The sequence below is a fragment of the Pseudomonas helmanticensis genome (genome assembly GCF_900182985.1).
GTDB lineage: Bacteria > Pseudomonadota > Gammaproteobacteria > Pseudomonadales > Pseudomonadaceae > Aquipseudomonas > Aquipseudomonas helmanticensis.
Genome location: NZ_FXUY01000001.1, coordinates 2843137 through 2868045 on the forward strand (window position 1 = coordinate 2843137; position 24909 = coordinate 2868045).

22 protein-coding genes are annotated in these 24909 nt (G+C 58.5%); 15 read left to right on the forward strand and 7 right to left on the reverse strand.

The features are described from left to right. The first annotated feature begins 9 nt into the window (after nucleotides 1-9). Complete coding sequence (locus QOL84_RS12695) at nucleotides 10-2292, forward strand: putative bifunctional diguanylate cyclase/phosphodiesterase (protein WP_283437415.1); 2283 nt, start codon at nucleotides 10-12, stop codon at nucleotides 2290-2292. Here the strand turns inward: QOL84_RS12695 and QOL84_RS12700 are convergent. After that, nucleotides 2183-3079: an NAD(P)-dependent oxidoreductase gene (locus QOL84_RS12700; protein ID WP_164979411.1), complete on the reverse strand. Its 897-nt coding sequence runs from the start codon at nucleotides 3077-3079 to the stop codon at nucleotides 2183-2185. The two genes, QOL84_RS12695 and QOL84_RS12700, sit on opposite strands and share 110 nt — an antisense overlap. A gap of 195 nt (nucleotides 3080-3274) precedes the next feature. On the opposite strand from QOL84_RS12700, the gene QOL84_RS12705 reads away from it, so the two are divergent. Beyond that, a complete protein-coding gene (locus tag QOL84_RS12705) occupies nucleotides 3275-5476 on the forward strand; it encodes a hypothetical protein (protein WP_283437416.1) in 2202 nt (733 codons plus the stop codon). A 306-nt stretch (nucleotides 5477-5782) separates the two neighbouring features. Here QOL84_RS12705 and QOL84_RS12710 read toward each other — a convergent pair whose 3' ends face one another. Next, nucleotides 5783-6103 carry a DUF2288 domain-containing protein gene (locus tag QOL84_RS12710; RefSeq protein ID WP_283437417.1) on the reverse strand — a complete coding sequence of 107 codons (321 nt, stop codon included), beginning with the start codon at nucleotides 6101-6103 and terminating at the stop codon, nucleotides 5783-5785. A gap of 353 nt (nucleotides 6104-6456) precedes the next feature. Between QOL84_RS12710 and QOL84_RS12715 the strand changes: the two genes are divergently transcribed. From QOL84_RS12715 to QOL84_RS12735, 5 genes are all read left to right on the forward strand, one after another. Further along, entirely contained in the window at nucleotides 6457-7584 is a 1128-nt protein-coding gene (locus QOL84_RS12715; RefSeq protein ID WP_129390189.1) for a branched-chain amino acid ABC transporter substrate-binding protein, read from the forward strand. 230 nt (nucleotides 7585-7814) lie between these two features. After that, entirely contained in the window at nucleotides 7815-8738 is a 924-nt protein-coding gene (livH, locus tag QOL84_RS12720; RefSeq protein WP_034154997.1) for a high-affinity branched-chain amino acid ABC transporter permease LivH, read from the forward strand. After that, entirely contained in the window at nucleotides 8735-9991 is a 1257-nt protein-coding gene (locus tag QOL84_RS12725) for a high-affinity branched-chain amino acid ABC transporter permease LivM (protein WP_129390186.1), read from the forward strand. The genes livH and QOL84_RS12725 overlap by 4 nt, the downstream gene beginning before the upstream one ends. Then, a complete protein-coding gene (gene livG, locus QOL84_RS12730) occupies nucleotides 9988-10755 on the forward strand; it encodes a high-affinity branched-chain amino acid ABC transporter ATP-binding protein LivG (RefSeq protein ID WP_129390183.1) in 768 nt (255 codons plus the stop codon). Before QOL84_RS12725 ends, livG begins: the two co-directional genes overlap by 4 nt. Continuing rightward, nucleotides 10756-11457: an ABC transporter ATP-binding protein gene (locus QOL84_RS12735; RefSeq protein ID WP_129390180.1), complete on the forward strand. Its 702-nt coding sequence runs from the start codon at nucleotides 10756-10758 to the stop codon at nucleotides 11455-11457. A gap of 157 nt (nucleotides 11458-11614) precedes the next feature. On the opposite strand, the gene QOL84_RS12740 is transcribed toward QOL84_RS12735, so the two are convergent. The 4 genes from QOL84_RS12740 to QOL84_RS12755 form a co-directional block, all read right to left on the reverse strand. Continuing rightward, nucleotides 11615-12853, reverse strand: coding sequence for a DUF2599 domain-containing protein (locus QOL84_RS12740; RefSeq protein WP_283437418.1), 1239 nt, complete (start codon nucleotides 12851-12853; stop codon nucleotides 11615-11617). Nucleotides 12854-12883: 30 nt separating this feature from the next. Continuing rightward, a complete protein-coding gene (locus QOL84_RS12745; RefSeq protein ID WP_283437419.1) occupies nucleotides 12884-14602 on the reverse strand; it encodes a DUF2599 domain-containing protein in 1719 nt (572 codons plus the stop codon). A 293-nt stretch (nucleotides 14603-14895) separates the two neighbouring features. Next, nucleotides 14896-15135 carry an acyl carrier protein gene (gene acpP / locus QOL84_RS12750; protein ID WP_283437420.1) on the reverse strand — a complete coding sequence of 80 codons (240 nt, stop codon included), beginning with the start codon at nucleotides 15133-15135 and terminating at the stop codon, nucleotides 14896-14898. Between the two features lie 93 nt (nucleotides 15136-15228). Beyond that, nucleotides 15229-15480, reverse strand: coding sequence for a hypothetical protein (locus QOL84_RS12755; protein ID WP_283437421.1), 252 nt, complete (start codon nucleotides 15478-15480; stop codon nucleotides 15229-15231). Between the two features lie 399 nt (nucleotides 15481-15879). On the opposite strand from QOL84_RS12755, the gene QOL84_RS12760 reads away from it, so the two are divergent. From QOL84_RS12760 to QOL84_RS12780, 5 genes are all read left to right on the forward strand, one after another. After that, complete coding sequence (locus QOL84_RS12760; RefSeq protein WP_008086321.1) at nucleotides 15880-16182, forward strand: BufA1 family periplasmic bufferin-type metallophore; 303 nt, start codon at nucleotides 15880-15882, stop codon at nucleotides 16180-16182. 25 nt (nucleotides 16183-16207) lie between these two features. Continuing rightward, complete coding sequence (gene bufB, locus QOL84_RS12765) at nucleotides 16208-17095, forward strand: MNIO family bufferin maturase (RefSeq protein WP_283437422.1); 888 nt, start codon at nucleotides 16208-16210, stop codon at nucleotides 17093-17095. Next, entirely contained in the window at nucleotides 17092-17850 is a 759-nt protein-coding gene (locus QOL84_RS12770; protein WP_283437423.1) for an HvfC/BufC N-terminal domain-containing protein, read from the forward strand. The genes bufB and QOL84_RS12770 overlap by 4 nt, the downstream gene beginning before the upstream one ends. Further along, a complete protein-coding gene (locus tag QOL84_RS12775) occupies nucleotides 17847-18323 on the forward strand; it encodes a DoxX family protein (protein ID WP_283437424.1) in 477 nt (158 codons plus the stop codon). Before QOL84_RS12770 ends, QOL84_RS12775 begins: the two co-directional genes overlap by 4 nt. A 107-nt stretch (nucleotides 18324-18430) precedes the next feature. Continuing rightward, on the forward strand, nucleotides 18431-20632 hold the full coding sequence (locus QOL84_RS12780; RefSeq protein WP_283437425.1) for an RCC1 domain-containing protein: 2202 nt from the start codon (nucleotides 18431-18433) through the stop codon (nucleotides 20630-20632). A 38-nt stretch (nucleotides 20633-20670) separates the two neighbouring features. Here the strand turns inward: QOL84_RS12780 and QOL84_RS12785 are convergent, their stop codons facing one another. Beyond that, the gene (locus QOL84_RS12785; RefSeq protein WP_283437426.1) at nucleotides 20671-21579 is read right to left on the reverse strand and encodes a LysR family transcriptional regulator; all 909 of its coding nucleotides are present in this window, start codon (nucleotides 21577-21579) and stop codon (nucleotides 20671-20673) included. 104 nt (nucleotides 21580-21683) lie between these two features. Between QOL84_RS12785 and QOL84_RS12790 the strand changes: the two genes are divergently transcribed. From QOL84_RS12790 to QOL84_RS12800, 3 genes are all read left to right on the forward strand, one after another. Continuing rightward, the gene (locus tag QOL84_RS12790; RefSeq protein ID WP_283437427.1) at nucleotides 21684-22283 is read left to right on the forward strand and encodes a short chain dehydrogenase; all 600 of its coding nucleotides are present in this window, start codon (nucleotides 21684-21686) and stop codon (nucleotides 22281-22283) included. Between the two features lie 187 nt (nucleotides 22284-22470). Further along, a complete protein-coding gene (locus QOL84_RS12795) occupies nucleotides 22471-23124 on the forward strand; it encodes a COG3650 family protein (protein WP_283437428.1) in 654 nt (217 codons plus the stop codon). 97 nt (nucleotides 23125-23221) lie between these two features. Then, the gene (locus QOL84_RS12800; protein WP_122591545.1) at nucleotides 23222-24835 is read left to right on the forward strand and encodes an NAD(P)/FAD-dependent oxidoreductase; all 1614 of its coding nucleotides are present in this window, start codon (nucleotides 23222-23224) and stop codon (nucleotides 24833-24835) included. Nucleotides 24836-24909 lie beyond the last annotated feature (74 nt).

A 24909-nucleotide genomic window follows, 5' to 3' on the forward strand; every position in this document is an offset into this window, starting at 1 on the left:
GGGCATGCTATGGAGTGGCTTGGTTTGCAGTTTGTTACCGAGCTGCCGGAGAGCGGGCAGGTCATTCTCGATTGCACCCATAATCCCTTGCTGGTGCTGGTGGCCTATCTGGTCGCCTGCGCGGCGAGTTTTGCCACCCTCGACATGGCGGAGAGGGTGGGCCATGCCGAAGATCCCCGCTCGCAACGTTTGTGGCGCTGGATCGGCGCAACCTGTCTGGCCGGTGGCATCTGGGCCATGCATTTCATCGGCATGCTGGCCTTCCAGGCGCCGATCGAAATCCAGTACGACCTCGCCATTACCCTGTTCTCCCTGCTGATCGCCCTGCTCGCCTCTTGGCTGGCGATGCACACGTTGAGCGAGCCGCAGCCGAGTCTGATCCAGTACCTGAAAACCGCGATCGTCATCGGCCTCGGCATTGCCGGCATGCATTATGTCGGCATGGCGGCGATGCAATCGGTCGCTACCGCTTATTACCAACCGCTGCTGTTCTGCCTTTCAGTGGTGATTGCCATCGGCGCCAGTTTCGCCGCGTTATGGGTGGCCGGTTACTTGCGTGAAGGCAGTGGCCTCGGCCATCAGATGCTCAAGTACAGCGCCGCGCTGATTCTCGGTGCCGGCATCATCAGCATGCATTTCACCGGCATGGCCGCATTGCGCCTGGTGTTGCCCGAGGGCCGTGTGCCGGTCCTGGCGGTCGAGAGCAGTCATCTGCAACTCGGCCTGACGGTGGCGCTGATCACGCTGTTGATCCTTGGCAGTGCGATCAGCGCCGCCCTGGCCGACAAGAAACTGCAAAACAAGGAGCACGACCTGCGCCGGGTCAACGCCCTGCTCAGCCAGCTCGATCAGGCGCGCATGTCGCTACAGCAAGTGGCCAATTACGACGCCCTGACCAACCTGATCAACCGTCGCGGCTTCAATCAGATCTTCGCCGAAAAACTCAGCCAGAAAGCCAGTGAAGGCGGCATGCTCGCGGTGATGTTCCTCGACATCGACCACTTCAAACGGATCAATGACAGCCTCGGCCATGACGCCGGTGACGAGTTGCTGAAAGTCATCGCCAACCACATCAAAGGTTCGGTGCGCAGCCATGAGGACGTGGTCGCGCGTTTTGGCGGTGACGAGTTCTGCATTCTGATCGGCCTGCATGACCGCGAAGAAGCCCGCAACATGGCGCAGCGCATCATGCTGAAGATGAAAGAGCCGATCGAGTTGGCCGGACGGCGCATGGTCATGACCACCAGTATCGGCATCAGCCTGTTTCCCGAAGACGGCACCACCTGCGAAGAACTGCTCAAGCACGCCGACCTGGCGCTGTATCAATCAAAAGGTGCCGGGCGCAACGGCCTGCACTTTTTCAATTGCAACCTGAAAAACCGCGCCACCCTGGAGCTGCAACTCGAGGAGGAACTGCGTCATGCCCTGCGCGAAGAAAACGGCCTGATGCTCTACTACCAGCCGATCTTCGAACTGAAAACCGGCCGGGTGACCAAGCTCGAAGCGCTGATTCGCTGGCAGCATCCGTTGCATGGTTTGCTGACGCCGGACCGCTTTATCAGCATCGCCGAAAACAACGGATTGATCGCCGAACTGGACAATTGGGTGCTGCGCCGCGCCTGCAAGGACCTCGGCGAACTGTCGCGCCATGGCTGCGATGAATTGAAAATCGCCTGGAACTGCTCGCCCCTCAATCTCGCCCGCGAAGAGCTGGCCATCGAGATCGAAAGCGCGCTGCGCACTGCCGGCGTGGCACCGGAACGACTGGAACTGGAAGTCACCGAAAATGCCTTGATGGGCAATATTGCCAACACGCTGGTGCTGTTGCGGCAGATCCGCGCCCTCGGTGTATCACTGTCAATCGACGACTTTGGCACCGGTTATTCGTCGCTGGCTTACCTCAAGCGTCTGCCGCTCAACACGCTGAAAATCGACCGTTCGTTCATCATCGACATTCCCAATGCCACGGCGGACATGGAGATCGTCCAGGCAATCATCGTCATGGCGCACACCCTGCATCTGCAGGTGGTTACCGAAGGCGTGGAAAGCCTGGAGCAATACGAGTTTCTCGAGCGCTCGGGTTGCGATTTCATTCAAGGCTACCTGCTCAGCCGCCCGGTGCCGCTGGACGAGCTGCGCCCCGTGCTGGAGGAAATCAATCAGCGCAAGCACTCTCATGCGGTCAATCCGTTGAGTCTGGCGCGCGGTACATTTGCACCAGTGTCGCTGGATCCTTTGCCAAAAAGCCCTGCGCCCCATGCAGGCGCATCAGTTGTGCGGCCAATCCGCTGATCGGCGTTGCCGAGCCTTGTTCACGGGAGAATTTCACCGCCGTGTCGAGATCCTTGAGCAGCGTGCGCACATGCCATTTGATCGGTTCGAAACGGCTTTCGGCCATTTGCGGGGCGAGAATCTGCAACGGTTTCGAATCGGCAAAACCACCGGCCAGCGCTTCGGCGATCAGGCTTGCATCGACCCCAGCCTGTTCGGCCAGCGCGACCACTTCAGCGATCACCAACGCATTGCAGGCGACGATCATCTGATTGCAGGCCTTGGTCACCTGCCCGGCGCCGATGCCGCCCATGTGCGTGACGCGCTGACCAAGATTGAGCAGCACCGGGCGCACGCGCTCAAGGTCCGCCGCCGCGCCGCCGACCATGATTGCCAGACTGCCCGCCTCGGCGCCGACCACCCCGCCGGACACGGGTGAGTCCAGCCAGGCCATGCCGCTTTTCTCGGCCAGCTCCGCTGCCATCTCGCGCGTGGCGGTCGGTTCGAGGCTGGAAAAGTCCACCAGCAACTGGGCACTTTTCGCACCTTCGGCGATACCGCCAGCGCCAAACACCACCTCACGCACCACCGCCGTATCGGCCAGGCACAACATCACGATGTCCGCGTGTTCGCACAAATCGGCGGGGTTCGCTACCTGCCGGGCACCGGCCTCGACCAGCGGCGCGCACTTGGCCGGGTTGCGGTTCCACACGGTCAGCGGATAACCCGCCGCCAACAGACGCCGGCACATGGGCAGCCCCATCAGACCGATTCCGGCGAACCCCAACGAAGGTAGCGTTGACATCATTTTGCCTCTTTTCGATTAAAGATCGCCGAATAATGGCCGATTCAACAACGATCAGGAAAGGATTCCCCCCAGCGACAATCAGGCCAAGTCCCTGACGCTCGGGCCAAATACGCGCAAAAAAGACGCGAGATCTTATTCCGTGAGGTTCGCAGGCATCGGCCAGCGCACCAACCCAGTCCAGGTATATGGCGCACAATGACTTCTAAAAACAATCCCGCCACTTCGGTATCCGATCTGACGTTGAGCCCTGCCGCCAACAGCCCTTCTGCGTCGAAGCCATTGGTCCCGTCGCGCCCGCTGTCGACCCAGCAATACCTGTACTTCACCGAAACCAATACCGACCGCATCCTCGACAATCTCGATGGCCTGCGTGATCTGGTGTTCCCGCGCCCGCCGCACCTGGAAGGCGACAACGAACAGCACAACGATCAGGAATTCCCTTCGGTGTGCCTGATCGGCCTCGGTCGCTGCGGCTCCAACATTGCCCTCGATGTGGCGGAGCTGGTGTACAACGCGCGCAAGTTCTATCTCAACGAATTCAACAACGAAGATCGCCCGACCAGTGACCGGCGCTCCGCCGACAAGGGCTACAGCCCGGCGCAGTGGATCAAGAACAACCTGCGCATCGGCAACAGCAAGGCGAGCAAACCGGTGTTCCTGGTCGAACCGCTGGTGATGCTTGGCGACCTCGACAAGGACATCGCCGGGCGCATCCGTTTTTCGCGCAAGGGCGAGAAAAGCGGCTTCCTGCGCGACTACAGCAAAATGAAGATCATGGACTTGTCCGAAGTCCACGCCGGTGGCGCCGGTAACGCGCCGATCCTCGGCCAGTACCTGGCGAAGATCATCCTCAACAAGGACACCCAGCGCTTCTCCAGCCCAGACTGGAAAATGATCCACTCGTACCTGATCGACAGCTGCGGCATCAAGGCCAACCAGTCGCGCCTGTACTTCTCGATCTTCAGTGCCGGCGGCGGTACCGGTTCCGGCATGGCCTCGGAATTCGGTCTGGCCCAGCAGCACTCGTACATGAACAAGACGTTCGACACCAAGCCGATGGACGAGCACGACGGCAAGAGCGGTCATTCGTTCGTGTTCGAGCCGATCTTCACCAGCGGCATTTGCGTGCTGCCGAACATTTCCGATCACCGCAGCGAAATGTCCGAGGCGCTGCACATCAACGCCGGTCGCCTGCTGTGCAAATACCTCTCGGAAGAATGGGATTTCTCCTACAACTTCGCCAACGAAGACAGCAGCGAAGCCAGCGTCATGGGCCGTATCCGCCCATGGAACGCGATGATGCTGATCTCCAACGACATCATGCGTTACGCCGAAGAAAGCGATGACGGCAACATCCAGAACATTGATGTCAATGCGATGGAAAAGCACGCCAACCAGTACATCTCGCAGCAGATCTTCAACATTCTGACGGCGCAGGCAGTTACGACTGACTACGACCAGAACTACTTCCGTCGCGCCGGCATCGACATCGGCGAAACTATTCGCCTCGACGCCAACGACCTGTTCATGAGCCTGGCCGGCCCGGTAGCGATTGCCTACGCCGAATCGGTGGTGCCGGAAACCCCGCCGCCGAGCAGCGACAAATTCAAGGTGTTCGACAAAGAGCCGCAGCGCCTGAACATCGATGACCTGTTCTTCCGCTCGATCGACCTGCCGCACTTCAACAAGGTCACCCAGGCGATCGAAGGCATCAGCCTGCTGCCGATCGAGTCCAAGCGTTATCGCGCGTCGCTTGAGCAGTACAAGAATTCCGGCTACGACGCCGCCGCTTTGCACGACCTGCACTTCTTCAAGAACTGCTCGTCGGTGGTCTCGATCGTGTCGTTGCCGAAAGACTACAAGCTGTCGTACATGGACCTGAACCGGTTGAAGACTCACCTCAATAGCCTGTTCCCCAACACCACGCTCAAGCGTTACGCACTGGTGATCGGCGCCTCCGCCAACCTCTCGCTGACCACTTTGATCGCGAAGAGCCCGTGCCTGTCAGACGACTTCCTGACGCTGATCGTGGCGTTCATCAAGCGTTGCTTTGCGAAGAACCCGTACCGTTTCGACGAGACCCTCGACAACTCGATTCTCGACTTCATCATCAACGAAGAATTCGACGAAGACCGTATCGACGACCTGCTCAACGAATTCGAAAACCCGGCGAAGATCCTTGATACCAACTGGTACGCGATCAAGCCGATGTACGAGAAGAAGTATCGCGAACTGATCAACGACAAAGAGAAGTTTGTCTCGATCAATGACATTCGCCTGTCGCGCGATTGTGTGAAGAAGTCGATCAAGTACCTGCGCGAGATTTATCGTCACCGGATTGGCAAGACCAAGGTTATTTCGCTGAATAACCATACCGGGAAGTCGTTTACGGTCTGATCCGGAACCGAGTCGCCGCCTTCGCGAGCAGGCTCGCTCCCACGATCGTTCCCACGCTCTGCGTGGGAATGCCGCCCGGGACGCTCTGCGTCCCATGCGGACGCAGAGCGTCCATTGATGCATTCCCACGCGGAGCGTGGGAACGATCATATCCAGAAACAATTAAGCAGCCGTTAGGCTGCTTACTAAACTGTTCCCGTTACGTTTACGTCACCGTGATGCCACCCTCGCTTGTGGTGTTTCTCTACGGCAACGTGCCATCACGCTACTCGGCTACACACTTTTCGCTGACGACCGGTCGCACCATCAAGGTGCGACGTCTGCAGCGACTGCCCTTTCCTGGATCAGAATCCACGGCGAAACCACCACCGCCCACAACGGCGGATCACGTTCGAAAAGATCCAGCGCCCGCGTTTCAGACAGCTTGGCGACCTTGTCTTCGGCCAGCCAGGCAGCCACTTTCTCGCCTTCGTCCGAGGCTACGGCCTCGGCAGCGGCGATCAGATCCAGCGTAGGGTCGACCCACAATAGGGCACCCTTGGCGAAGAACGGCTCCAACTCCTTCCAGGTAATAGATGCGGTTTCACCAAGCAGCTTGGCATAGAGGGTGCTAGGTTCTTGATTCATGGGCGCTGTTCCGGAAAAGAAATCGACGCAAATGATAACGTCGGTGGTCCGTCAGCAAAACCCGGTTGCAAATGGCTGCACCGAACGAAAAGAGCAGGAACGCCAAGGAATGCTGTTGATTGGGATATATGCCCACGAACGCCCCGCCGCAATTCTGTCTTTTTCATTCAAAAATGCGACACCCCCAAGTTTTGCCCCTCGGCGCCCGCTTCCCAGGCTGACAACCGGCGCTCTACACTGTACCGGTACAGTTGCCGGGGGCATTTCCGGAGGGTATCGCAAAGATATCTGACCCGGTTCTGCTGCTACGGCGCCAGAACTCAAAAAAATTACAACAGTAAGAGTGGAGCACTATGACTAAGGCTACTAAGCAGATTTCCAAACTGTTTGCCGCTATGGTTCTGGCCGGGGTTGCCAGCCATTCGTTCGCAGCTGACACCATCAAAATCGGTATCGCCGGCCCTAAAACCGGTCCAGTAGCCCAGTACGGCGACATGCAGTTCAGTGGCGCCCGCATGGCCATCGAACAGATCAACGCCAAGGGCGGCGTCGACGGCAAGAAACTCGAAGCTGTTGAATACGACGACGCCTGCGATCCGAAACAAGCGGTAGCGGTAGCGAACAAGGTCGTCAACGACGGCGTCAAGTTCGTCGTCGGTCACCTGTGCTCCAGCTCCACTCAACCGGCTTCGGACATCTACGAAGACGAAGGCGTGATCATGATCACCCCGGCTGCCACCAGCCCGGACATCACCGCCCGTGGTTACAAAATGGTCTTCCGCACCATCGGTCTGGACAGCGCCCAAGGCCCTGCCGCCGGTAACTACATTGCCGATCACGTAAAACCGAAAATCGTTGCTGTGCTGCACGACAAACAGCAATACGGTGAAGGCATCGCCACCGCCGTCAAATCCACCCTTGAGAAGAAAGGCGTGAAAGTTGCCGTGTTCGAAGGCGTCAACGCCGGCGACAAGGACTTCTCCTCGATCATCGCCAAACTCAAGCAAGCCAATGTCGACTTCGTTTACTACGGCGGCTACCACCCGGAGCTGGGCCTGATCCTGCGTCAATCGGCTGAAAAAGGCCTGAAAGCCAAGTTCATGGGTCCGGAAGGCGTGGGTAACGACTCCATTTCGCAGATCGCCAAAGACGCTTCCGAAGGTCTGCTGGTAACCCTGCCGAAATCCTTCGACCAGGATCCGGCCAACATTGCCCTGGCGGATGCATTCAAGGCGAAGAAAGAAGACCCGAGCGGCCCGTTCGTGTTCCCTTCCTACTCGGCGGTTGAAGTGATTGCCGGCGGTATCGCCGCTGCCAAGAGCGAAGACCCGGCCAAAGTGGCTGAAGCCATTCACGCCGGCACCTTCAAAACCCCGACTGGCGATCTGAGCTTCGACGCCAAGGGTGACCTGAAGGACTTCAAATTTGTGGTTTACGAGTGGCACTTCGGCAAACCAAAAACTGAAGTTTCGCCTCAGTAAGGCGCGCCCTGACTGACTGCCAATAAAGCCCACGGCGTGCCGTGGGCTTTGTTTTACGAATGTATGGGCCGCGCTGGCGTGATCCGCCAGTCTCCCCACCTGAAAATCTCAAAACCGTCATCAGCGGTTCGCTGGCAAAACCCGGATTCGAAGTGGATATAGATCCACGGGGCCGGGCGGGAAAATGACTCCACCAGTGAAATGCGTATCAGGTTTTTAGGAGCGTTGTAATGCCTGACCTCTATCACTTCTTCCAGCAGCTGGTTAATGGCCTGACCATTGGCAGCACGTATGCCCTGATCGCCATCGGCTATACGATGGTTTACGGCATCATTGGAATGATCAACTTCGCCCACGGCGAGGTGTACATGATCGGTTCCTACGTGGCGTTCATCGCCATCGCCGGGCTGGCCATGATGGGAATCGACAACGTCCCGCTGTTGATGACCGCCGCCTTCATCGCGAGCATCGTTGTCACCAGTTCGTATGGTTACAGCATCGAACGGATCGCCTACCGCCCCCTGCGCGGCAGCAACCGTCTGATCCCGCTGATCTCCGCCATCGGCATGTCGATCTTCCTGCAGAACACGGTTCTGCTGGCGCAAGACTCCAAGGACAAATCCATCCCCAACCTGATCCCCGGGAACATTTCCTTCGGACCAGGTGGCGCACATGAAGTGCTGATTTCCTACATGCAAATCGTGGTGTTCGTGGTGACCCTGGTCGCCATGCTCGGGCTGACGCTGTTCATCTCCCGTTCTCGTCTGGGCCGCGCCTGCCGCGCCTGTGCCGAAGACATCAAGATGGCCAACCTGCTCGGCATCAACACCAACAACATCATCGCCCTGACCTTCGTCATTGGTGCTGCGCTGGCGGCCATCGCGGCCGTGCTGCTGAGCATGCAATACGGTGTGATCAACCCGAACGCCGGTTTCCTCGTCGGCCTCAAAGCCTTCACCGCAGCGGTACTCGGCGGTATCGGCAGCATCCCCGGCGCCATGCTCGGCGGGCTGGTGCTGGGGGTGGCGGAAGCGTTTGGTGCCGATATCTTCGGCGACCAATACAAGGACGTCGTGGCTTTCGGCTTGTTGGTTCTGGTGCTGTTGTTCCGTCCGACCGGCATTCTGGGCCGTCCGGAGGTTGAGAAAGTATGACTAGGAATCTTAAACAGGCGCTGTTCAGCGCTTTGCTGGTGTGGGCCGTGGCCTACCCGGTACTCGGTCTGAAACTGACCATCGTCGGCATCAACCTCGAAGTGCACAACACCAGCCCGATGATTCTGGCGACCATCGCCATCTGCTCGGTGCTGATGTTCCTGCGGGTGCTGTTCAACCAGCAGATCAGCAAGGCGTGGAATTCCTCGCCGGGCCTGCCGCTGATCCCGGCCAAGGCCAGTAACTTCCTGACCCTGCCGACCACGCAACGCTACTTCATCATTGCGCTGATCATCGGTGCGCTGGTGTGGCCGTTCTTCGGCTCGCGTGGCGCGGTGGACATCGCGACGCTGATCCTGATCTACGTGATGCTCGGCCTTGGCCTGAACATCGTCGTCGGTCTGGCCGGTCTGCTTGACCTCGGTTACGTCGGCTTCTACGCCGTCGGCGCCTACAGCTACGCGCTGCTGTCGCACTACTACGGTTTGAGCTTCTGGATCTGTCTGCCGATCGCCGGCCTGATGGCGGCGACGTTCGGCTTCCTGCTGGGCTTCCCGGTATTGCGTTTGCGCGGTGACTATCTGGCGATCGTGACCCTCGGCTTCGGCGAGATCATCCGTCTGTTCCTGCGTAACCTGACCGACATCACTGGCGGTCCGAACGGCATCAGCAACATCGAGAAACCGACGTTCTTCGGCCTGACCTTCGAGCGTAAAGCCGCGGAAGGCATGCAGACCTTCCACGAGTATTTCGGCCTGCAATACAACTCGATCAACAAGGTGATTTTCCTCTACCTGGTGGCCTTGTTGCTGGCACTGGCGGCGTTGTTCATCATCAACCGTCTGCTGCGCATGCCGATCGGCCGTGCGTGGGAAGCGCTGCGTGAAGATGAAATCGCCTGCCGGGCACTGGGTCTGAATCCGACGATCATCAAGCTGTCGGCGTTCACCCTCGGTGCAAGCTTCGCCGGTTTCGCCGGTAGCTTCTTCGCTGCCCGTCAGGGCCTGGTGACCCCGGAATCGTTCACCTTCATCGAGTCGGCGATCATCCTCGCCATCGTCGTGCTGGGTGGCATGGGCTCGCAGTTAGGTGTGATCCTCGCCGCAGTGGTGATGATCCTGTTGCCGGAAATGATGCGTGAGTTCAGCGAGTACCGGATGTTGATGTTCGGTGCGCTGATGGTGTTGATGATGATCTGGCGTCCACAAGGTCTGCTGCCGATGCAACGCCCACACATGGAGTTGCGAAAATGAGCCGCGAGATTCTTAAGGTCGAAAACCTGAGCATGCGCTTCGGCGGTTTGCTCGCGGTCAACGGCGTGGCCCTGACCGTCAAAGAGAAACAGGTGGTTGCGCTGATCGGCCCGAACGGCGCCGGCAAGACCACCGTGTTCAACTGCCTGACCGGTTTCTACCAGCCAACGGGCGGCAGCATTCTGCTCGACGGCGAGCCGATTCAAGGCCTGCCGGGCCACAAGATCGCCCTCAAAGGCGTGGTGCGCACCTTCCAGAACGTGCGCCTGTTCAAGGACATGACGGCGGTCGAGAACCTGTTGATCGCCCAGCACCGTCACTTGAACACCAACTTCCTGGCTGGCCTGTTCAAGACTCCGTCGTTCCGCAAAAGCGAGCGCGAGGCCATGGAGTTTGCCGAGTACTGGCTGGAAAAGGTCAACCTCAAGGAGTTCGCCAACCGTACCGCCGGCACCCTGGCCTACGGTCAGCAACGGCGTCTGGAAATCGCTCGCTGCATGATGACCCGTCCGCGGATCCTCATGCTCGACGAACCGGCCGCCGGCCTGAACCCGAAGGAAACCGAAGACCTCAAGGCGCTGATCGGCATGCTCCGTGAAGAGCACAATGTGACAGTGCTGCTGATCGAACACGACATGAAACTGGTCATGAGCATTTCCGACCACATCGTCGTGATCAACCAGGGCACGCCTCTGGCTGACGGCACGCCGGAACAGATCCGCGACAATCCTGAAGTGATCAAAGCCTACCTGGGGGAAGCGTAAATGCTGCAGTTCGAAAACGTTTCCACCTTCTACGGCAAGATCCAGGCCCTGCACAGCGTCAACGTCGAAGTCCGTCAGGGCGAGATCGTCACCCTGATCGGCGCCAACGGTGCCGGCAAATCCACGCTGCTGATGACGCTCTGCGGTTCGCCGCAAGCGCACAGCGGCAGCATCCGCTACATGGGTGAGGAACTGATCGGCCAGGACTCGTCGCAGATCATGCGCAAGAGCATCGCGGTGGTGCCGGAAGGTCGTCGGGTGTTTGCCCGTCTGACCGTTGAAGAAAACCTGTCCATGGGCGGCTTCTTCACCGACAAGGGCGACTATCAGGAGCAAATGGACAAGGTCCTCGGCCTGTTCCCGCGCCTGAAAGAACGCTTCAACCAGCGCGGCGGCACCATGTCCGGCGGCGAACAGCAAATGCTCGCCATCGGCCGCGCGCTGATGAGCAAGCCCAAGCTGTTGCTGCTCGACGAGCCGTCGCTGGGCCTGGCACCGATCATCATCCAGCAGATTTTCGACATCATCGAAATGCTGCGCAAGGACGGTGTGACGGTGTTCCTGGTCGAGCAGAACGCAAACCAGGCGCTGAAAATCGCTGACCGGGCGTACGTTCTGGAGAACGGCCGCGTCGTCATGCAAGGTACCGGTGAAGCACTGCTGACCGACCCGAAAGTACGCGAGGCGTACCTCGGCGGCTGATGCATGCGCCCAACAAAAAAAACGGCCCTCGGGCCGTTTTTTTATACCCACACATCCCCCCTGTAGGAGCTGCCGCAGGCTGCGATCTTTTGATCTTGTTTTTAACAAACAACGTCAACAGATCGCAGCCTGCGGCAGCTCCTACAGGGCATCAGTGTCAGTACGGGTTGCAGTGTTGCGCTACAGCGGTGGCCTGATCGACATACGGACGCGCCGGTTCAAGGTTCCACTCCGGTTTATTGCGCACCGGCTTGCCGTCGTAGGTTGCCGCCAGATGGCAGACCATCTGCCGACGCAACGAACCACCGTTGACGCTGTACTCGCGCCATTGCTGATCGTCTTTGTGCTTGTTGTAGAGCTCGGCAAACATCCGGTCAGTCTGGTCATCCTTGATCGCGCGACCGCAAGCGGTCGGCACCACCGAGAGCGACCAGGTGTTCGGCCCCAGTTTCGGATCGGGACGTTGTACCCAAGTGCTGGATTCGATGTACTTGTCGCAGAATTTTGGTTCTGCCGGCGTCGAGGTCTGGATGCACGAGAACGAGGCCTTGGCGACCGGGGTTTGCGGGAAATTGATCTTGATGATGTTGCGGTCCTTGCCGGTTTTGGCCTTGTAATCGCGCTGATTGGCCATGGCATCGCTCAAACCGCGCTGATCGCTGTAGAAGAACGCCAGAATCGGTAGCTCGTCGGTTTTCGGATTGCCCAGGCGCAGCTCGGTCTGGGTTTGAAACTCGCGACTGTTGATGACTTTGCGCGCGCCCATGAAATTGCGGAAGGCATCGACACGCTCCCTGCTGCTCATCGGATTGCGCATGTTGAAACCGCACTGCAACTGATCCTGCTGCCGGTTGTTGTTGTACTGAGTGAAGTGGGCGACCCAGGCATTCGGGCTGCTGATCGGTGGTTTCATTGCCTGGCAGACCGCTTCGGTCGGCGCGGTGTTCTTGTTGTCGCCACAGCCACGGTCATTGCGAAAATCAGTCCAGGCATCGTTGGGAAACGCGCAGTAAACATGCACCGGCGTCTCGGGGTCGCGGATCAGATCTCTTGGCGTAATCAAGTAGCCGTTTTGCGTACTCATGCCCGGGTCTTCATAGCTGATGCCGTCAGCGCGCATATACGAAGCGGCGAATGTTCCCAGTTCCACGGCTTTCGGGCTGGGATTCCACACATCCCATTTCTGCCCCTTGGCCGGATCGGCGCGGTGGGTGCCACGCACCAGCAGTCCCGAGCAGTCCGACGCGGGATCCTGCCCGCAACTGTCGACGGTTTTGTTGTACAGGCTTTCGACCTTTTTCAGCGTCTCTTCGCAAGATTCGGCACGGGCCCATGTCGCGTGCAACAGCAGCGGCAACATCAGCAATGGAGCGGTCCTGATCAGACGTTTTTTCATGGCTTGCATCTCCTTGATTAGCCAACACACTCAGCGAGGAACAGGGTTGCAACCGGCGGCCCGGGTGTCGGCGTCCGACAACGCCGGCCGGAACGGCTCAAGATTCCACGGCGTCTTGTTGCGATAATTGGCCAGGACGCAACCCAATTGCTGACGCATGCTGCCGGCCGACGTTTCGTTGTCGCGCCAGTTGCTGTCTGCGCCCTTGAGTGCGAACAGTTGCGCGTAAATCGCGCCGAGTTGCTCGTTGGGCAAGGCACGCCCCGCCGCCGTGGGCACGATGCTCAGGCTCCATTCATCCTTGCGGGTGCCGGGGTCGTAACGTTTGACCCAGTCAGCCGAGGCGATGTATTGCGGTGACGCGGCAGCCACGGGATTGCAACCGGCCTTCGCTGTTTCCTGCGGGCTGACAGCGGGACGGAAGGGTTCCAGATTCCATTCGGTCTTGGCCGGATAGTTTTGCACCAGACAGGCCAGTTGCTGACGCATGCTACCCGCCGACTTCTCGTTGTCGCGCCACTGGCTATCAGCCCCCCGCAGCGCCAGCAGTTCCTGATACACCGCCTCCTGATTGCTGGCCTGGTTCGCCTTGCCCTGGGCGGTCGGCGTGACGCTGAGCGACCATTCGTTTTTCTTGCTGCCCGGATCGTAGCGCTCGATCCAAGTGGCGCTGGCGATGTATTTCGAACTCGGCGCAATCGGCGGCTGGGGACCGCCCGCCACCGGCAGATCGATCGCCTGATCGGCAGCGACGAAGCTGAAACGCTGTTCGGCGGGCTTGGTGAAATCCAGTCGCAGGATCGGCACGCTGTAGCCTTGCGCCTGAAGTTTCTTCTGGAAATTGCGCGCGCTGTTCAAACCGTTCTCGGGCTTCGGTGGCGCCTGATCACCGCGGGTGGCGAAGTTCTGCGTGCTGTTGACGTTGTAGATGAAGGCATCGATGTACTTCATGTTTTCGCTGCCATCGTTGGTCGCAGTGGCGTTTTTCAACATGAACTCGTTGACCTGGGCACTGAAGGCAAAGGGGTCCTTGTTGGTGGTGCTTGGCCGCGACTCGTGTACCCGGATCATCGCGTTCCAGTCGCTGGGCTTTTCCGCGTTCCACGAGCACTGGCCGTATTGAATCGGCCCCTTCATCAAGCCGGTGTATTTCTGCGTCCACTGCTCGGCAGTGCTGACCCCAGCCTCGGCACAGGTACCGTAGGCCAGTGCCGCATTGCGATTATTCATCGCCGCCTGTGCGGCACGCGGCGGTTCACGGCTGTCGAAGAAGCCGCAGCCATACCACTTGCGCTCCGGCCCCGTACCGCCATCGAAGGCGTAGATGCAGGTAAAGCCCTGCTCTTTGACCGGCAGATTCAAAGTCGCCGCATCCGTGGGCGTGCGCAGGATGAAACCGGCCGGGTGGATAAGGATTCGCGTACTCAGATCCTTGCGAATCCATGAGTAGGACGTCGCGCCAATCCTGATCGCGTAAGGACTGTAATCCCAAGGATTGAAAGGCCCGTCATTGACCATGCGCAGCGTCACGCCGCTGCAATAGTAGAGACCACGCGCCGCACCGGTATCGGGTTCCTGGCACGCGTCCTTGAGGGTGTTGTAGTTGTGGTTGATGCGTTTGAGCGTGTCCTGCGGATCGGCTTGCGGCTGGGCGTAAACCGTGGAGAACAGCAAAGGCAGCGTGCAGGCCAGAGCAAACGATGAAGTCTTGCGCGACAGCACAGCGCAGACTGAGCGATCCTTCGTCATGAGATACCGTCCTGGTAAATCGGCCTGTCGGAGTGGCCGTTGAAGTGACTATAGAACACTGCCGGCAACTCGGATAAATCACTGTAGGAGCTGCCGCAGGCTGCGATCTTTTGCTCTTGATTCAGTAGATAAAAAGCCAAGTCAAAAGATCGTCCGATCGCGGCCCGAGCCTGCGGCAGCTCCTACAGGGGCTCTGTATTATCTGGAAAAATTGCGATGAGTTGAGACTGAGGCGTCAGGTCGAACAAAAAACGCCGTTCTGGCCGTTTTTTGTGTCGTTCAATAAAAAGACCTCAGGTTTTGATATGCGCGTGCAGATAATCAAGCGCCTTTTGCACGGTATTGATTTTTTCGGCTTCTTCTTCTGGGATTTCCGTCTCGAACTCATCTTCTAATGCCATGACCAGTTCAACGGTATCGAGCGAGTCCGCACCCAGGTCATCAATAAAATGGGAAGACAACAAAATATTGCTCTCGGACAAACCTAATTGCTCAGCAACAATTTTAATCACACGCGACTGTATGTCATCCATCTTAAAACCCCACTTCCTCAACCTTGCAAACTTCAATTGCCTTAAGCAAATAAATATTTGCCGGTGATTAATTAGCTAAATTTCAATGCGCAGTTATTTTTCAACTCTCGATCGAAGCGTCTCTTTTGCAGCTAGCACCCCCAACGCCTGCAGGACTTTATTGACTGCGTGCAGGGCGCCCACATCCTCTAACGTAGCCTTTTTATTGAGAATTCTTCGAAAGCAAAAATAAATCTGCATCTCTCCCAATGCGGCACCATCGTGAACCATATCCTCATCAAGGATGATTTGAGCCTTTTCATTGATCTTGATTTCTAGAAACTCCATTAACTCAGCCCTGGTCATAACTCTCTCCTTTTTAAAAACCGCTAGCCTTTGAGTGTATTCAGCTGACTCAGAACCTCGAACTGTCAGAAATAACAGTCTTTTATGACCATTCGCGATTACCAACTGGTGTTTATTCCGCGAAGAACAAAAGACAGACTTCGCAAGTTTGAAAACGCCTGATATCAACGGCAAACACAGTCTCTGTAGGAGCTGCCGCAGGCTGCGATCTTTTGATCTTGATTCACCAGGGAAAAAAGACAGATCAAAAGATCGCAGCCTGCGGCAGCTCCTACAGGGGGTTTTGGATTATTTGGGAAAAATTTGCGGTGGGCTGTAACGCATTGTCGACTGGTTTCTCTAGAGGGGTAAGCAAGCGCAAATCGCTTGTACAAACCCTGACAAGACTGGAGAAACATCATGACTGCTACCACCCGCACCCTGTCCGCCACTGCCTTGGTTCTGGCCCTCGGTTCTGCCCTGAGCATGGCCGCTGTTTCCACCGCCCACGCCGCCGACGACATGGAAAAATGCTTCGGCGTGGCCATGAAAGGTCATAACGACTGCGCCGCAGGTGCAGGCACCACCTGTGCCGGCACGGCGAAAATGGATTACCAGGCCAACGCCTGGAAACTCGTGCCGAAAGGCACCTGCGCCACCACCGAAAGCAAGACCTCGCCGACCGGTTTCGGCCAGATGGAAGCCTTCAAAGCCAAATCCTGATCCCCGGTCTGCCTGAGTGACGATCATGTCCAACGCCCATCAATCTGCCCTCCCCCGCACTCAGGCAGCCCGCGCCGAGCTCCCGCCACGTGCGGGGCTCGGGCTCAAGAGCGAGCACTTTGCGCAAGTGCTCGGTTCGTCACCGGACCTCGGTTTCTTCGAGGTCCACGCCGAAAACTACATGGTCGACGGCGGCCCGTTTCATCATTTTCTGGGTTTGATTCGTCAGCAGTATCCGCTGTCGCTGCACGGTGTCGGGTTGTCCATCGGTGCTGAAGGGCCGCTGGATAAAGACCATCTCAAGCGCCTTGCCGAGCTGATTCGGCGCTATCAACCTCAGTCCTTTTCCGAACACCTGGCCTGGTCCAGCCACGGCCCGGTGTTTCTCAATGATCTGCTGCCACTGGCCTACGACGCGCCGACGCTGAACCGTGTCTGCGAGCATATCGATCAGGTGCAGGACAGCCTCAAACGCCCCATGCTGTTGGAGAATCCGGCGACTTATCTGGCGTTTCAGCGCTCGACCATCGATGAGCCGGAGTTCATCGCCGAGGTCGTCCGCCGAACTGGCTGCGGCCTGTTACTCGACGTGAACAATGTCTACGTGTCGTGCATCAATCATCAGCGCGATCCGCTGGCTTATCTCGACGCACTGCCGCTGCATCGCGTCGGCGAGATTCATCTGGCCGGTTTTGCCGAAGATTCCGACAGCCCCGGTGAACGCCTGCTGATTGACGATCACGGTGCACCGATCGATCAAGCGGTGTGGGATTTATACCGGCAAGTTCTGAAACGCATTGGCCCGGTGGCCACGCTGATCGAACGTGACAATCAAGTGCCGGCGTTCGATGTGCTGCTGGCCGAAGCGCAGCAAGCCGATCACTTGTTGCTGCAAGCCAGGGGGCGCGCATGAGTACGCACAGCGCTTTCGCTGCCGCGCTCATTGACACGCGGCTTCCCTGCCCCGACGGCTTGTGCAGTGCCAGCGGCGCCGATCCGGCCAGGCGCTTCGCGGTGTATCGCAACAACGTGCAAAACTCGCTGATCAACGCGTTGGCCGACAGTTATCCGGTGGTCAGGCAATTGGTCGGCGAGGAATTCTTTCGGGCGATGGCCGCCGTTTTCTTACAGGTCCAGCCGCCGCAAAGTCCGCTGATGAGTCGTTACGGCGAAGATTTCGCTGACTTCGTTGCCGCGTTCGAGCCGGCGTCCAGCGTGCCCTATCTGGCCGATGTCGCGCGCCTTGAGCGTTTGCGCACCTGTGCTTATCACGCGGCCGATGCGTTGCCGGTGCGGGCGGAAGAAATCACCGCTGCACTCGCCGATCCGCATTCCCTGAGCGCCCTGAGTGTCGAGTTGCATCCGTCGTTGCATCTGCTCGACTCACCCTGGCCGACGGTCGCGATCTGGGCAGCGCATCAACGGCAAGCAACGCTCGCGGGCATCGACTTGCAGCAAGCACAGCACGCGCTGGTGCTGCGCAACCATCTCGTCGTTGAAGTGTTTGTCATCGAGCCCGGCACCAGCGCGTTTATCCGCCATCTCATCGATGGCCAGCCATTACTGGCGGCAGTTGAACACAGCCCTCCCTTCGATCTCGCACAAACCCTCGGCTTGCTGATCGCGCACAACGCCATCACCCACTTGAGCAACAAGGAATCGCCATGACCAACCTCATCGTCCGCGCCATCGCGCTGCTGGAAAAAATCCCCCACAGCCTGATCGCCTTCATCGCACGGTTTTCGATTGCTGCGGTGTTCTGGAAGTCCGGGCAGACCAAGGTCGAAGGGTTGGCCATCGACCTGATCGACGGCACCTTTGAATTGAGCTGGCCACGACTGGCGGACTCGACGATTCCGCTGTTCAAGAGCGAATACCCTGTGCCGCTGTTGTCGCCAGAGATTGCTGCGCACATGGCCGCGTTCGCCGAACACTTTTTTCCAGTATTGATCCTGATCGGTTTCGCTACACGGTTTTCTGCGTTGGCATTGCTGGGCATGACCCTGACGATTCAACTGTTTGTGTACCCGGATGCGTATCCGACTCACGGCACCTGGGCGGCGATATTGCTGTACCTGATGGCGAGCGGGCCTGGGAAGCTGTCGATCGATCATCTGATCTCGCGGTATGTACAGCGCTGACCGTTCGTCTAATAGCCCCCGCCACCTGTCAATCCTGACAGTAGGCAGGAGGCTCATTACCGCGTTGACTCATGCCTTCGAACCGTATCACTTCGAAGGAAACGTCCATGAGCGCAAAAGATACCGAACCGGGTGTATTGGCCATTAATCCTCCTCGCATTCCAAATGCGACAGATCCAATCACCCCTTACCCGCCCCCATTACCGGGCGTGTACTACGTTGGTCTTGCGCAATCGGCGTTCACTCTGTCGCTGACCCGTGATCCCACTCGCAAAAACGCGGCGTTGGTCTTGGCCGATCCCCTTTCCGATGATCCTGCCAACCAATATGAAACCCTTGCTCTGAGGGTCAACAACACGCAGGTTTCCAGCCAATACGTAGAGCCGGAAGATCAAAATGGAATCGTGCAGGCACAACTGCCCCAGGCAGAACTCAACGAAGGCTTGAATATCCTGGAGCTGCGCTATATCCGAGCCAGCGGAAACTTTAACGACTCACGAAAGCTGGGAATCCAGTACCACCGAAATCTACCAGGCGGCAATGATGTGCCGGGAACCGGGGATCATCCTGATTTGCACCTGGATTTTGCATCGCAGTTGGGCAGTCCTCCGGTGATCGGGCCCGAGGAGTTCGCCAATGGTCTGGTCCGGCTGAATCTCGACTATCCGTTCAAACGCGCCTACGACACGATCAAATTCGAAATCAACAATGTGCCGTTTTTTTTCACGGTACAGCCGGGCGAGGAAAACAAACCTTTCGTTATCATCGTAACGATGGAGATGTATGTCTCGGCCGGAAAGCCTGGCGTGCTCACGGTCAGCTACACCGTGACCGATCAACTGGGCAATCCCACGCACTTGCGACGTTGGTCAAGACGGATATCGGCAACCGTCGATCCCGTGGACGGTGAGTTAGACGTCATGGGCGCACGCGTGGCCGCAGTGCAATACTGGGCCAACAAAGGCGCGTCGCGCTATATCACGGCCCTCGACGCGCGGACCGGCAAACCTCTCAGAGCACGGTGGCGATATGAGGGTGAAACGCAAGAAGTGGCTACCGCTCACTTCGATGACCTCCACCCCGAGCACCCACTTCATGTGCGATATGGCGGGCGAAGCGTAACCATCAGACCGGCGAATTTTTTCGGTAACGGATTCTGTGACCTCGACAATTTCAACCTTGCTCACTCTGCCTTCGTGGCATTGAAAGATGACGGAAATGTATTCACATGGGGTGTTCCAGACAATGGTGGTCGCACTGTGTCGATTAGCGATGTCAGCGTCGTGGCCTGGTCAATGGCGGCATTCGCTGCACTCAAGCGCGATGGTTCAGTCGTCGCATGGGGGAACTCAGTGTTAGGAGGGGAAGTCCCCGCGCCCATCGCGGCGCGTCGAGACATACGCCGACTGTGTACGGCAGGCCAGGCCATTGCGGCACTGACAAACGACAACTCCGTGGTTGCATGGGGCGTCCCGGCCAATGGTGGACAAGTGCCCGCCAACATCGCTGCGCTGAAAACCATCCGCAACATTCGGGCGAGCGCAACGGCATTCACTGTGCAACTGACGGACGGGTCGCTAATGGCATGGGGGGATGCCTCGCGCGGTGGAGTGGTGCCAGCCGACATCGCTCGTCTACGCAACATCGCCGAGGTGGTCAACAATCATGATTCGTTTGCGGCCCGCCTGACCAACGGCACCGTAGTAGCGTGGGGCAACCCAGACTCAGGAGGTCAACTGATCAGCCCTCTGAGCAATGTTGCCCGAATCATCAGCGCCGGCTACGCCTATGTTGCGCATCTGGACAACGGGCAAATAAAAACATGGGGCAGACCAGACTGGGGGGGCGCTGCACCGGCGTCGATTCTTGCCCTCCACAACATCATCGATATCGTCGGCGCCGGCTATGCATTTGCGGCCATTCTGGATGACTATCGTGTCGTGGCGTGGGGCAACCCGGACCACGGTGGGGAGGTACCCAGAGCGATAGGAGAGTTGCGCAATGTCGTGCAACTCGCCGCGACCAATGGCGCCTTTGCAGCCCTGTGTGCGGATGGCAGCGTGGTGACCTGGGGCAATTCTGTCTGGGGCGGGGACAGTGCTCTGGTCAGCAAGCGCTTGAAGGATGTCGTGGCCATTTACAGTAACTCTGAAGCATTCGTGGCGTTGACCAGGACAGGTGTCGTCATCACTTGGGGGCTGGCCGAGTCGGGAGGCCATGACACCGCGGCTGAATATGAACTGCTGGAAGAAATCTCCTATTCAGCTTCGACGGTCGCACAAGGGATCACAAGCGAACAGTCTATCTAGACACCAACGGCGTTGATACAAGAAGGCGCTGGTGGCCGTCAAAGTTGATCCAGCGCCTCTCCACTGCGCTTGAACCAGCCGATCAGATAGTCCGCCAGCACCTGCGTACGTTTCGGCAGCCCTCCCTGATACGGATGCACCAGGTACATCGGCATGCGCCGGGTCTGAAAGTCGCGCAGCAGCCATTTCAATCGCCCGTCCGCCAATTCCGCTTGCAGGAGGTACGAAGGCAATCGAGCGATGCCGGCGCCGGACAGCGCAGCTTTTTTGAGCAGGCTGTAATGGTTGCTGGCGAACGGCCCGGACACCCGCACTCGCAACAATTCGTGCTGCAGGTGATATAGCCACTCTTCGCGTCCGCTGTAGTGGCTGTTGAGCAAGCAACGGTGTTCGGCCAGTGCCTGCGGCATCGTCGGCTCACCGAAACGCTCAAGATAAGCCGGGCTGGCGCAGGTCATTTCCTGCCAGGCCAGCAGCGGCTTGGCCACCAGCCGCTGATCATTGGCGACCTCGGAACGAATCGCCAGATCAAAACCATCCCGCGACAGGTCGCGATAACTGTTGTTCAGTTCCAGCTCGATCTGCACCTCGGGGTATTTCTGCGAGAACTCCAGCAGCAAGCCGTCGAAGAAGGTTTCCCCCAACGACACCGGAACCGTCATACGCACGGGACCGGCCATATCGTCCTTCAAACGCGCCAATGCCTGACGCGCCTTTTCGACCTGGACTACCAGCGCCTGGGCCTGCGGCAACAACGCCGCGCCCGCTGCCGTCAGGCTCAAACGCCGGGTGGTCCGTTGCAACAACACCACAGAAAACTGCGCTTCGAGCTGGCTGATGCGCTTGGACAACTGGCCCTTGCTACAGCCCAATTGCTGCGCCGCCAGGGTGAAACTGCCAGCCTCGATCAACACGGCAAACGCCGCCAGATCATCCATTTCGCTCATGGATTGTTTCCATTTGAAAACCAAAGGTTGCCTATTAGTGCGCTTATCCGCAGAAAAAACCACTCTAGACTGAAACCTCGTTCAATCACTTGAGGCACAGCACGATGAAAATTCTGTTGATAGGCGCTGGCGGCACCATCGGTTCGGCGGTGGACAAAGAACTGTCGCAACGCCACGAAGTCATCCGTATCGGTCGTAACAGCGGTGATCTGAATGTCGATATCAGCGACAGCGCGTCAATCCGCAAGCTCTTCGAGAAAACCGGCAAGTTCGATGCGCTGATCTGCGCCGCCGGCAACGTGACCTTCGCGCCGCTGGATGAGATGACTGGAGACAGCTTCGCCCTCGGCCTGAAGGACAAGCTGATGGGCCAGGTCAATCTGCTGCTGATCGGCCGGGAATTCGCCAATGACGGTGCTTCGTTCACCTTTACCACCGGCGTGCTCAGTCATGATCCGATTCGCAGTGGCGCATCGGCGGCGCTGGTCAACGGAGCAATCGACAGTTTTGTTCGTGCGGCAGCCATTGAATTGCCGCGCGGTCTGCGGGTGAACTCGGTCAGCCCGACCGTGTTGCTGGAGGCTATGGGTAAATATGCGCCGTATTTCCGTGGGTATAAGCCGGTTCCGGCGGCGGATGTGGCATTGGCTTATGCGAAGAGTGTTGAAGGCTTGCAGACGGGTCAGACGTTTCACGTCGGTTAAGATCAAAGGATCGCAGCCTGCGGCAGCCCCTACAAGGGCATGTCGGGGGTTGTGATCTTTTGCATTTTGCCGACGGTCTTCATAACCCGGTGTACACGTATCCATGCAGGAGCTGCCGCAGGCTGCGATCTTTTGCATTTGACCGGCAGGCTGCGTAACGTGGCGGCACTTGTCTGGAGAGCCGAAGATGCGTGTTGCCCGTTCGTTAGTCCTTGTTGCCCTGCTGCCGTTGTTTGCCGCCTGCCAGTTGTTCGATGGCCAGCGAGAAAGTGCCTCGCACGTCGGGCAGACGCGGATGCAGGGGCAGCTGACCGCCGCTGACGGCAAACTGGTGTTCCAGCCGTGTCAGGATCAGCGCCAACTCGTCGTCAATGACATCGGTGGCACCAGCATTCTGCAGGAAGCTGCTACCTTGGCCGACGAGCAAGGCAAACTGTTCGCCGATGTTCGCGGCAAAGTCGCCGGCGATCGACTCGACCTGACTCAGCTGTATCGTGTCGAACGCTCCGGCACCGCCTGCGATGATCCGAATTTCAAACTGCTGATTCTGCGCGCCAGCGGCCACGGTCCTGAGTGGAACGTCAAAGTCAGCGGCAAAGGCATGGTCATCGACCGTGAAGGCCAGCCGCCACTCGCCGTACCTTATGTTGAAGAACAACTGGGCGACGGACGCTTCAACCTCAGCAGCGAAGCCAACAACCAGCGCATCGAATTGTGGGTCGCGCCGCAGCGCTGCGTCGACAGCAGCACTGGCAGCGTGCAGCACATGAGCGCCGAACTGCGCATCGACGGCAAGGTGCAGCGCGGTTGCGGGTATTTCGGCGGATCGCGCAACGACTGAGCGTTTTAGCCTCACCGGATCCGGCCTTTGCGGCTTATAATCGCGGCCTTCAAACGCCCTGGCGCAGTTGTGCGCCCCGCGAACCCGGATCCTCGCCATGTTACGAATCACTGAACTCAAGCTGCCAATCGACCATCCCGAAGAAGACCTGCGCCCTGCCATCGTGCAGCGCCTGGGCATCGCCAGCGATGATCTGCTCGATTTCACCTTGTTCAAGCGCAGCTACGATGCGCGCAAAAAGTCCTCCGAACTGTGCTTCATCTACACCATCGACCTCGAAGTGCGCGACGAGGCCAAGGTGTTGGGCAAGTTCGCCGACGACCGTAACGTCAACGTGGCGCCGGATGTCAGCTACAAATTCGTCGGTGAAGCACCAAGCGATCTGAGCCAGCGCCCGATCGTCGTCGGTTTCGGCCCGTGCGGGATCTTCGCCGGCCTGTTGCTGGCACAAATGGGCTTCAAGCCGATCGTCCTCGAACGCGGCACCGAAGTCCGTCAGCGCACCAAGGACACTTGGGGCCTGTGGCGGAAAAGCGTGCTCAACCCCGAGTCCAACGTGCAGTTCGGCGAAGGCGGCGCGGGCACATTCTCCGACGGCAAACTGTACAGCCAGATCAAGGACCCGAAATTCCTTGGCCGCAAAGTCCTGCACGAGTTCGTCAAGGCCGGCGCGCCGGAAGAAATCCTCTACGTCAGCAAGCCGCACATCGGTACGTTCCGTCTGACCGGCATGGTTGAAAACATGCGCGAGCAGATCCGCGAACTGGGTGGCGAAGTGCGCTTCCAGGAACGCGTCACCGACGTGCTGATCGAAGACGGCCAACTGGTCGGCGTCGAACTGGCCAGCGGTGAAACCCTGCATTCGAAACACGTGGTTCTGGCCCTCGGCCACAGTGCCCGCGACACCTTCCGCATGCTTCACAGCCGTGGCGTGTTCATGGAAGCCAAACCGTTCTCGGTGGGTTTCCGTATCGAACACCCGCAATCGCTGATCGACCGTGCGCGCTTGGGCAAGTACGCCGGACACCCGAAACTGGGTGCCGCCGACTACAAACTGGTGCACCACGCCAAGAACGGTCGTTCGGTCTACAGCTTCTGCATGTGCCCGGGCGGCACCGTGGTCGCGGCGACTTCCGAGCCGAACCGCGTGGTCACCAACGGCATGAGTCAATACTCGCGTAACGAGCGCAACGCCAACTCCGGCATCGTCGTCGGCATCACCCCGGAAGTCGATTATCCGGGCGGCCCGCTGGCGGGGATCGAGTTGCAGGAACGTCTGGAATCCCACGCCTTCATCCTTGGCGGCAGCGATTACAAGGCACCGGCGCAACTGGTTGGCGACTTCATCAACGACATTCCTTCGACCGAACTGGGCGAAGTCGAGCCGTCGTACAAACCAGGTGTAGCGCTGGGCGATCTGGCCCTGGCGCTGCCGGATTTTGCCATCGAGGCAATCCGTGAAGCGTTGCCGGCGTTCGAGAAGCAGATTCGCGGTTACTCGCTGCACGATGCGGTGTTGACCGGGATCGAGACCCGCACTTCCTCGCCGCTGCGCATTACCCGTAACGAGACGCTGCAGAGCATGAACGTGAAGGGCTTGTTCCCGGCTGGTGAAGGCGCGGGTTATGCAGGCGGGATTCTGTCGGCGGGTGTGGACGGGATTCGTATTGCTGAAGCCGTGGCGCGCGACATCCTCGGCCTGACTGACTGACACAAAACCCTGTAGGAGTGAGCCTGCTCGCGATAGCGGTAGTCCATTCAACATCAAAGTTGAATGCTATTCCG